The sequence below is a fragment of the Amycolatopsis sp. NPDC003861 genome (assembly GCF_053605405.1).
In genome coordinates this window covers 1-10,107 of record NZ_JBSGJD010000307.1, presented here as the reverse complement: position 1 = coordinate 10,107, position 10,107 = coordinate 1, and the positions used below count along the sequence as shown (strand labels likewise).

Sequence of the window (10,107 nt, the reverse complement as noted above, 5' to 3'; positions counted from 1 at the left end):
GAGTGGTAAAGCGGGTTCTAACCCGCCTTACCACTCACGACCGCCGCGGGAGGGGATCAGCGGGAGGTGTAGCGGCGCAGGCGGGCGACCAGGTCGACGGTCGGCAGGCCGCACAGCTCGGCCATGCGCTCGAGCGCGGGCAGGTCGAGGGCGACCTCGCCGCCGCCCTGGTCGCCGGCCTGCCGCAGCCGGTCCTCGGCCCAGCGCCGCAGCGGCAGCAGGTCGGCCGGGGCGTCGGCGACGACCTTGCGCAGGTCGACGCGGACCCGGCCGGGCTCGTCGAGGAACACCCGGCGGTGCACCTTGGCCAGCAGGTCCTGGGGGAGTTCGTCCATCGCGACGCACAGCTCGACCAGGCGCACGACGGAGCACTGTCTGGTGCCCAGTTCGTAGGTGGCCAGCGTCTGCAGCGAGATCTCGCTCTGCAGGTGCTGGTTCAGCTCCTTGCGCGTCCACCCCCGGCTGCGCCGGAGCTTGCGGAGCTCGTCTCCGAGGATCCGCTGGTACTCCTCAGCGTCGATCAGCACATCAATGTCCCCTGCCGTGCGCTCCCACGGCACCGCACGGGCGTGATAATTCCCGTGCAGGTGCACCCTCACGTGTATGTAAGTGCGCCGAGGCCCGCCCCTTACGCGATTTCGGGCATGTCTTTGATACCGATTGCGCGAGTTAGGCCGAATGGGTTAACGCCAGCTCGCTGAGCGGGTCAGTTGACGCAGGGAACGCCCTCGGCGGTGATCGGCTTCTCGTCGTCGGTGGGGGCGGCAGGAGGTGCCGCGGCCTGCGACGTTGCGCCCGCGGCACCGGAGCCGGCGCCCGAGCTCGTGTCGGAGGTCGAGCCCTGGTAGTCGGCGCCGAGGAAGACCGTCACATGGCCGGCCGGCACGCTCTTGTCCTCCTGGACCGTCGGCGAGCCGCCCAGCGCGTCCGCGACGGCCTGGCCCTTGTCCTTGCCGCCCTTCGGCACCCAGATCACGGTGGTCTTGCGGGCGGTCGCGTTGGCCGTCTCGCCGGGGGTGAAGCCCTTGCCTTCGAGCGTCTTGGCGACGTTCGCGGCGAGGCCGGTGCGGCCGGAGGCGTTGCGGACGTCGACCGTGGTCGCCTTGTTGGCCGGATCGGCCTGCTGGGCGGGCGGCGCCTGGCCCGCGGGCGGCCCGGCCAGGCCCTGTACGAACTGCTTCACCTCGGCGGGGTCGACCTGGATGGCCGAGCCGTCTTCGGGGGTCTTGTAGTCGATGTTCTTCACCGGGATCGTGCGGAACTCGAGCTGGCCGCCGGTCAGGCCCTTCATCTGCTGGGCGAACCCGAAGATGTCCCAGTTCTGGTTGAGCACGACCGACTTCTTGATGGCGTCGATCAGGTCCGACAGCTTCGCCGGGTTGGTCAGCGTCCCGGCCGAGAGCACCTTGCGGGCCATGCCGGCCATGAACACCTGCTGGCGGACGACGCGGTCGAGGTCGCCGTTCGGCAGGCCGTGGCGCTGCCGGACGAACTCGAGGGCCTCGACGCCGGAGATCGTGTGCTGGCCCTTGGTGAAGTTCGCGCCGGAGTACTGGTCCTTGACGGTGTTGTTCAGGCAGACGTCGACGCCGCCGATGGCCTTGGTGATCTCGCTGAAGCCGAGGAGGTTCACCGCGGCGTAGTTGTCGATGGTCGACCCGGTGAGCTTCTCGACGGTCTCGATCAGCTCCTTCGCCCCGGCCTGGTTGGCCTTGACGTCGAGCTCCTTCGGGTCGGTGACGCCCTGCTTCTGCAGGTCCTTGCGGGCCGACAGCATCGCCCGCGCGTACGCCGAGTTGATCTTGTGCTTGCCGTAGCCGCCGGGGATGTCGACGTAGGTGTCGCGCGGCAGCGAGATGGCGACGGCCTTGCTGCCGTCGTTCGGGATGTGCACGAAGATCAGCGAGTCGGTGTTGAGCTCGCCGTCGGCGTCGCCGGCGCGCAGCTCGTCGAGCACCTCGCGCGGCAGCGGGTTGCCCTGGGCGTCGGTGCGGCTGTCCAGGCCGACCAGCAGGATGTCGCGGGCGCCGTCGGCGGGCTTGTCGCCACCGCCGCCGTCGCTGAGCACGTTCGTGTAGTTCAGCCCGTTCACCAGGCCCTGCATGGCCGCCCAGGCGTACCCGGTCAGGCCCATCACCAGCAGCGAGACGACGGCCAGCGCGATCTTCGCGCCGCGGAAGGAGTTGCGGCGGGCGCGCGGGGCCGGGCGAGGCTCGGGCCGCCGGGACGGCGGCGCGGCCGCCCGGCGGGAGGCCGCGGGTTCGCGGCGGGAGTCGGCCGGCTCGCGGCGGGGTGCGGGGCGGCGCTGGGGAGTGCTGCGCCGTGCGTCGGCCCGGCCTGGCTCGTCCTGCCGGGGCCGGGCGGGGCGGCGGCCGCCTTGCCCGTTCCGAGGCGGGTGATCCACGCGGGCGACTCCTCACTCCATCGATCGGGTGGTGCTAGGGGATGGGACGCATGGTGCCTGCCCCGGGTTGCCGTAGCGTTACACATCCCCCCGCGAATGTGTCATGCACCACCCAGTTTCCCGCATGTCCGGTGGTTTCGCCTGGTCAGGACGTCGCATTCGCCGGTGGTCGAGCCGGGAGCAGGGTTCCCGCGGCGGCCAGCAGCGCAAACCCGGCCGTGACGGCGTGGAGCGTGACGCCGAGGAAGCCCGGGGTGCTGCCGTCGGCGGCGAACAGCAGCGACGGCGCGCAGGCGAGCGCCGTGACCAGCCACGTGCCGGTGGCCGCGCCGGCGCCGATCCGGATCGTGTGCAGCAGGAACACCCCGAGCAGCAGGTGCACCAGGCTCTGGATCGGGTCGAGCCGCAGGCCGAGCAGGTCGGCGTCGGCGGCGACCCCGCCGAAGCGGGTCAGCGCGAAGCCGAACACGCCCAGCGTCGCGTACCCGATCCCGAGCCCGGCCGCGGCCCGGGTGAGCACCGCCGTCCGGCGGCCCGGGTGGTCGGCCGCGCGCGGCTGCCGGACGCCGTGGCCGTGCCGTTCGAACCACCAGAAGACCAGCGTCGCGGGCACGGCCAGCAACCCGACCGCGACCAGCGTGCGCGGACGGATCAGCCAGCTGAGCCCGTCGGCGATCCGGCCGGGCAGGTAGACGACGGCGACCAGCAGCAGCATCGCGGCGAGGAACGCCAGGTAGAGGCTCATCGGCGCACGCAGGACGAACCGGCAGGCGCGGGCGACGCCCGGCCGGTGGCCGAGCCGGCCGAGCGGGCGGGCCAGCAGCCCGAGCACGCCCAGCTGGACCAGGCCGAGGAGGAGCACGCCCCACGGCGGGGCGGAGAACGCGCCGGGCGCGCCCGGGCTGCCGAGCAGGACAGGTGGCCCGCCCTGCAGGACGCTCATCCCGGCGAGGCCCGCGACCCCGGTGGCGGCGGCCGCGGCGAGCAGCCGCCGGGACGGGCGGACGCCGTCGGCGTGGGCGAAGGCGAGCTGCTGGGCGAGCAGGGCGATGGCGAACGTCGCCGCGTAGCGCGGCAGCGGCGAACCGGACCAGCTCGCGGCCGGCTCACCGGCGCCGACCAGGGCGAGCAGGCCCACGGCCGCGCCCACCGGCGCCCGGCGGTGCAGGGCCAGCAGCGGCGGCGCGCAGACGATCGTCAGCAGGTAGACGCCGAGCAGCCAGAGCGGGTGTAGCGCGATCCGCATGACCGTCGCCGTGGTGCCCGCCGGGCTGCCGAGCAGTTCGAGCGCGAGCGGTGTCAGCAGCGCGACGACGGCGAAGATCAACGCCGGCCGCAGCAGCGGGCTCGCGCGTTCGGCCAGGTAGTGCCGGTAGCCGCCGCCCGCCTGCTGCTCGGCGCGCCAGCCGGCCGCGTTGGCGTGGCCGCCGGCGAAGTAGATCAGCGGGGCGAGCTGGGCGAGCCAGGTCAGCGGCCACAACGCCGGTTCGGGGGCGCCGGCCCAGTGCGCGAGCGCCGTCACCGACTCGCCGAGCAGCAGCAGGACGACCCCGCCGGCGCCGAGCAGCGCCCACCGGCTGACCTCCGCGGGATCGGCGAGTGGAACGGACGCCCGCGGCTCGCGCCGGGCCCGCAGCCAGCCGCGCAGCCGGAAGACCAGCAGGCAGCCGATCACCAGCACGCCGGCGACCATCGGGCCGATCGGATCGCCGACCGGCGGGCCCCAGCGCTGGTGCCACGAGTTGACGACCAGCCCGGCCGAGTAGAGGGAGGCGACGGCCCGGCAGGTGAGCGCCGAGTTCATCGGGTTGAGGTCGCAGGCGTGGTGCATGTCGTAGGACAGGCGGTCGTCCAGGGCCTCCCGGACCTCCGGGCCGAGCGGGTGGCCCTTGCGGTCGGCGTAGCGGAGCAGGTCGTAGCCGAGATCGTGGGCCTTGCACGGCACGGCGTAGTCCCACTTCGTGTTGTCGTCGCCCCACGGCGTCGAGCAGCCGCCGTCGACGTGCACGGCCCGGACGGTGCCGTCGCGGGCCGGCATCGCGCCCGGGGTGACGCCGCTGAGCGCGGTGAAGTCCTTCGGCAGCCGGGCGAGTGCGTCGGGGTGCGGGCCGGGGTGGACCAGCGCCTCGATGGCGTTCTGCGCGGCCAGCACGTCACCGGTCGGCGGCCCCTGGTCCGGCGGCGACGGCGGGCGCGAGGCGATCAGCCCGAAGGCGAAGACGACCAGCAGGACCAGCAGCAGCCAGCCCGACGTCGACCAGGGTCGGCGGGTGCGTGGCGGATCGGTCGGGGCCGGCATGGGTTCAAGGGTGCCAGCCGCGCTCGGCGGCCGACATGGGGATAACCGCAGGATCGGCCGGCGGGTTTCCGCAAGCTGCCCGGACGGCTGCCCGTTCTGCCCTTCCTCGGCGGGAAGGTCCTGGTGAGACTGGGGACAGGGGGCGCGGCGACCAGGAGGCAGCAGTGCGCTCGACCGAGCTCGCCGTGCCCGCGGAGAACACCGTGCGCGCACTGCGCCGCCTCGCCCCCGGCGCCCGGTTGCGCACGCCGGGCACGCCGGAGCCGCGGGTGATCGCCGAGGCGCTGCGCTCGTACGCGCCGGAGGAGCTGGGCCGGGTCCACCCCGGGCCGGTGGGACGGGTGGTGCTGGCCGCCCAGCTACGGGCGCTGGATCAGGCGATGACGGGGTTCTTCGGCGCGGGTGTCGCGGAGTCCGCCCGCCTGGTCCGGGCCGCGCGGTTCGGCCGGGTCCGCCCGGGGCGGCGGCTGCGCGAGCGCTTGGCCACCGAGCCGGGCCTGCGGACGGCGGCGCTGGCCTGGGCGGAGGCGTTCGGCCACCGGATGTTGGCGGGGGAGCTGCGCGGGATCCGCGAGATGCCGGAGGAAGAGGACGGCCGGCTGGCGGCGGAGCTGGCGGTGGCGGAGCTGCTGCCGCGCGCCGAGCGGCGGACGAGCGGGCGCGAGGTGCTGCTGCCCGGGCCGGCCGAGGAGGGACCTGGGCCGCACGGGGTGCTCGGTGCGCTGTCGCGGCCGGAGGCCGGCGCGGGCGGTGAATTCGCCGACCCGCCGCTCGGCCCGGGCGGCTCGCCGGTGGCCGGTGGCGGTGGCCTGCCGAGCGCGGCAGCGGGTGCGGGCGGTGCGCCGTCCGCCGGCAGTGCCTTTCTCCGCGTCCGGTCGGTGCGCGTCACCGAGCAGGGCTTCCAGGTCGATGTCCACGCCGATCCGCCGGCCGAACTTCTGCGCGATGGCGATGGCCTCACCCTGCGGGCCCTCTGGTGGAACGGCCTCGGCCGGGTCGCCGACGACCTCGGGTACGAGTACCTCCTGCTGGCCAAGGACCACGCCGGCAGCGGGATCGTCCGGCACTGGTGCCATCCCCGCCTCGCGCCCGGGGCCACCGTCCTGCGGCTCGAGTCCGCCGGCTACCGGGGGGAGCGGCTCCGGCTGGAACCCGCCGCCGCCGGGAGTTGTGCCGAGGTGCTCGTCAAGCTCGAACTCACCGTGCGGCTGGGGGTGTGACCGTGTCCGGGGCGAAGCAGACCTGGTCGCGGCCGTTCTCCTTCGCCAGGTAGACCGCCGCGTCGGCCGATTGGAGGAGGCGCTCCAGGGTGTCGCCGTGGCGGGGGTGGCGGGCGACGCCGATCGACGTCGTGCGGTCGGCGATGGTCGCCGGGTCGCCGCGCTTGTCCGTCGTCACCATGTGCAGCTTGGCGATCGCGATCCGGATGCGCTCGGCGGCGTCCCAGGTCGCCTCTTCGTCGATGTCCGGCAGCAGAATGAGGAATTCCTCGCCGCCGAAACGGCCGACCAAGTCGCTCGGTCTGGTCACTTCGTCGAGCGTTTGCGCAACGGTGCGCAGCACGTCGTCGCCCGCCGGATGTCCATAGGTGTCGTTAATCCACTTGAAGTGGTCCAGATCGACCATCAGCAGCGCCAGTTGATCACCCGATCGGGCGGTCCGTTCGAGAGCGCGTTCCGCCGCCTCCGACCAGCCACGCATGTTGAGAATGCCCGTTTTCGGGTCGGTCCGGACGTCGTTCTGGAGCTGGTCGAGTTCCGCGAGGCGATTGAAGACCACGGTGACCACGGCCATCACCGCCACCATCGGCGGGACGGCCGCGAGCAGGATCGCGGTCACCGCGCCGAGGCCGATGGTGATCGCCTCGAGCATGTTGTCGGCCGGGCTGCCCAGCACGTTACGAACCGTGCGCCCGGCGGGGGATCCGAGCAGCAGGACCCCGCCCACGTACGCGATCTGGATCGCTTCGTAGATGGCCCCGGTGACGACGATGGTGCCGAACTCGCGGAGGAAGTCACCCCAGCCCGGACGGCCGAGCGAGTGCGGCCCGAGCGCCGTGTAGGTGAGGTGCGCGAGCGCGCCGGCGAGGCCGTGCGTGATGGACGAGAAAATGAAGTTGTGCGCCGGCCGCCGGGCGATGAACCAGTGCTGCAACCGGATGACGGCGATGACGAAAAGGGTGAGCGGTACCGGCAGTATCATCGCGGCGGAAAACGTCCACACGGCGGTGAGGTCGATCAGCACCGTTTTGGTCCGGTCGCGCCGCCGCTCCTCTTGGCGCTGCGTCAGTTGAATGTGGACGGTGGCGCCGGCGGCCAGAATCGCGAAATTGATCCAGTCGTTTCCGGACGGAATCGGCGAGCGCGCGAACGAGACGGCGAGAATCGCGACCGCGACGGCTTCGGCCGTCAGCATGAACGCGACCTGCACCGGGCGGCGGCGCCAGAGCGCCCAGTTGCCCGGCCAGTACGCGTGCCGGACCCGGACACCACTGGTCGTGGTCGCGGGCGTACCTGTGGTCACGCCCGGTTCCGCGGCGCTTTCCGCCCGCTCCGCGGCCGAGCCGCCCGGTTCACCCGGCGCGCCCGGGCCGCCGTCCGGTCCTGGATGCAATTGGTCACCTCCTTTCCAGCCTAGTCCCGGCCTTGAGTAATCTCATCGGTACCTGGCAGAGTGTTCACGCATTCCGTGGCCGGGTACCATCCCACAGCAACGGATCGGCCAAGGCCCCGGAGTAACTGCCGGGAACGCGGCGCAAAAGGTTCTGCGAGACTCTCCCCGCATGGAGGTGGCCCCCATGAGCAACCGCGACTTCTGAACCACCCTCGAATTGTCACCCGTGACGTCCGCGAATGCCATTCATGATCTTGGCCGTACCCCGGAGGTGGCACCTGGCGATCACGATGGCCAGTGCCGCGGTTCCGCCCCGCCCACCCGGCGCCAGGCGAACGCCACCGGCACGGCCAGCAGCAGACCCACCGCGCCCGCCAGCGCGATGGTCGTGTGCGCGGATCCCAGCGCCTGCGCGACCAGCCCGCCCAGGCCGACACCCACGCCCTGCGCGACCCGCAGCCCGGTCCGGTACAGGCCGCCCGCACTGCCCCGGATGTCGTTCGGCACCCAGGTGATGAACGTGGCCGACACCGTGATGACGTACGCGCCCGTCGCGCCGGCCAGCGCGAGCAGGATGAGCGCGAAGGCCAGGTTCGGCCGCAGCGCGAACGCCGCCAGCGCGGCCAGCGGCAGCGCGGCCAGCACGCCCAGCAGCTTGCGGCGGTGTTCGGTCGTGACGAACCGCGACAGCAGGAACGTGCCGGCGACGAAGCCCAGCGGGTCGGCGGCCAGCAGCCAGCCCACCGCCTGATCGCCCGCGCCCAGCTGTGCGGCGAGCGGCGCCGCGAGCCCCTCCGGGATCACCGCCAGGCCGACGAGCCAGGACAGGTAGAGCAGCACCCGCAGCCGTTCGTCGCCGAAAACCTGCCGGACGGCGCCGAACCACGGGGCGCCGCCGTTGCCCGCCGCGGGCCGGCGCAGCACCAGCAGCCGCACGGCGACCGCGGCCACCAGGAACGTCAGCGCGTCGACGGCCAGCGCCCACGACGTCCCGATCGTCGTCACCAGCAGCCCGCCGGCGGCCAGTCCGGCCAGCATCGCGGTGTTGTTCGTGATCCCCCGCAGGTCCTGGCTCTGCAGGTAGACGTCGTCGTCGGCGAAGACCTCGCGGCCGAGCGCGTTCTGCGCCGCGTTGCCCGGCGCGTTCGCCAGCCGCGCGAGGACGAACAGCGCGAACACCCAGCCCAGCGGCATCCCGGGCAGCGCCATCAGCCCGATCAGCACGGCCTGCGCGAACGAGCCGGCGACCAGCACCGCGCGCCGGGGGAACCGGTCGGCGAGCTGGGACAGCCCGAGCCCGCCGGCGAGCGCGGGCAGGAACGTCAGGGAGTAGACGACGGCCGACAGCAGCGGCGACCCGGTCCGGTCGAAGGTGAGGATGGCCAGCGCGACGATGGTCAGCTGGTCGCCCAGCATCGACTGCGTCTCGGCGAACCACAGCGCGCGGAACTCCCGGTTGGCCAGGACGGCCCGGAACCGGGGTGTCGCGCGTGTCGTCACCTCGTAACCACCGTCCCCCGATCGAGTGAACATGGACCGTCCGCATTGTGCCTCTCCGGTGATGACTCCATCCGGGGGAGTCACCGGTTGACCACCGGAAAGCACCCACAGTATGCCGCCGGTTACGCCCCGCCGTCCCCCGAACGCCGGTCAGTCACCCCCTCGTGACCGGCCCGCGGGTACGTCCGGACTGATCGAACCGGACTCGCTCGGCGCAGGGCGGCGGCCGCTCGTCGTCGCGCCGATGCCGCGTTGGACCGAATGGGCCAAGACTGGACATGAGCCGGCCGGGGTGGACGGACCGCGCGCCGCCGGCGCTGCAGATCGGGGAGAGCAATGGACGGGTTGATGCAGGGCAAGGCGGTCGTGGTCACCGGTGCGGGCCGGGGCCTGGGCGAGGCGTTCGCGGTGCACGTCGCGCGCGAAGGCGGGGCGGTGGTGGTCAACGACATCGACGCCGAGCTGGCCGAGCGGACGGCCGAGAACATCCGCGCGCACGGCGGCCGCGCCGTCGCGAGCGGGCACAGCGTGGCCGAGGCGGGTGAGGCGCAGGAGATCGTCGATCTCTGCGTCAAGGAGTTCGGCGGGATCGACGGGCTGGTCAACAACGCGGGGCTGAACTACGAGGCCCTGCCGTGGGAGGACGACGCCGAGGCGGCCCGCGAGCTCGTGCAGGTCAACGTCCTCGGCGTGGTGAACACCGGGCTGGCCGCGATCAAGGCGATGGTCGACGCGGGCACCGGCGGCTCGATCGTCAACATCTCCTCGGGCGCTTCGCTCGGGCAGCGCAAGCTCGGCGTGTACGCGGCGAGCAAGGGCGCGGTCGCGTCCCTGACCTACTCGTGGGCGCTCGACCTCGAGGACGTCGGGATCCGCGTCAACGCCGTCTGCCCGCTCGCGCACACGCGGATGGTGTGGAAGTCGGAACGCTCCCTGCGCGCCTGCCCGCCGGACCGCACGCCGTCGCGGATCGCGCCGGTCGTGCTGTTCCTGCTCGGCGAGGGCTCGCACGGCATCACCGGCCAGATGATCCGGTGCAACGGCCCGCAGCTGCACATCATGGGCCAGCCGTTCCTCAAGCAGCCGATCCTCGAACGCCCGGTGTGGGACACCGAGACGGTGCAGAAGGCGTTCGACGAGGTCTTCTCCGCCCACCTGGAGAACTACGGCCTGGAGAAGCGCGTCCCGCCGCGGCTGCGCAAGTGGACGGACTCGACCTCGCCCCGCACCGCCTGACCCAAGCGCCCCAATGTGGCGTTCGGTGCGTTGGACGCACCCAATGTGGCGTTCG

Annotated in this window: 7 protein-coding genes; 2 read left to right on the top strand and 5 right to left on the bottom strand. The window is 72.8% G+C overall.

The window, feature by feature from the left end:
• Window positions 1-56: 56 nt before the first annotated feature.
• The 3 genes from ACWEVN_RS42705 to ACWEVN_RS42695 form a co-directional block, all read right to left on the bottom strand.
• Window positions 57-527: a helix-turn-helix domain-containing protein gene (locus ACWEVN_RS42705; RefSeq protein ID WP_449688082.1), complete on the bottom strand. Its 471-nt coding sequence runs from the start codon at window positions 525-527 to the stop codon at window positions 57-59.
• 179 nt (window positions 528-706) lie between these two features.
• Window positions 707-2,404 (bottom strand): LCP family protein, encoded by a 1,698-nt coding sequence (locus ACWEVN_RS42700; protein ID WP_452055084.1) that lies wholly within the window; start codon window positions 2,402-2,404, stop codon window positions 707-709.
• Between the two features lie 145 nt (window positions 2,405-2,549).
• Window positions 2,550-4,703, bottom strand: coding sequence for a phospholipase A2 (locus tag ACWEVN_RS42695; protein WP_452055083.1), 2,154 nt, complete (start codon window positions 4,701-4,703; stop codon window positions 2,550-2,552).
• A 164-nt stretch (window positions 4,704-4,867) separates the two neighbouring features.
• Between ACWEVN_RS42695 and ACWEVN_RS42690 the strand changes: the two genes are divergently transcribed.
• Window positions 4,868-5,923: a hypothetical protein gene (locus ACWEVN_RS42690; protein WP_452055082.1), complete on the top strand. Its 1,056-nt coding sequence runs from the start codon at window positions 4,868-4,870 to the stop codon at window positions 5,921-5,923.
• Here ACWEVN_RS42690 and ACWEVN_RS42685 read toward each other — a convergent pair.
• Both ACWEVN_RS42685 and ACWEVN_RS42680 read right to left on the bottom strand, forming a co-directional pair.
• Window positions 5,901-7,316, bottom strand: a complete 1,416-nt coding sequence (locus ACWEVN_RS42685) for a diguanylate cyclase (protein ID WP_449688078.1) — start codon at window positions 7,314-7,316, stop codon at window positions 5,901-5,903. The two genes, ACWEVN_RS42690 and ACWEVN_RS42685, sit on opposite strands and share 23 nt — an antisense overlap.
• A 285-nt stretch (window positions 7,317-7,601) precedes the next feature.
• Entirely contained in the window at window positions 7,602-8,849 is a 1,248-nt protein-coding gene (locus tag ACWEVN_RS42680) for an MFS transporter (RefSeq protein ID WP_449688077.1), read from the bottom strand.
• Between the two features lie 303 nt (window positions 8,850-9,152).
• Here ACWEVN_RS42680 and ACWEVN_RS42675 point away from each other — a divergent pair, with 303 nt between their 5' ends.
• Window positions 9,153-10,052: an SDR family NAD(P)-dependent oxidoreductase gene (locus tag ACWEVN_RS42675; RefSeq protein WP_452055081.1), complete on the top strand. Its 900-nt coding sequence runs from the start codon at window positions 9,153-9,155 to the stop codon at window positions 10,050-10,052.
• Window positions 10,053-10,107 lie beyond the last annotated feature (55 nt).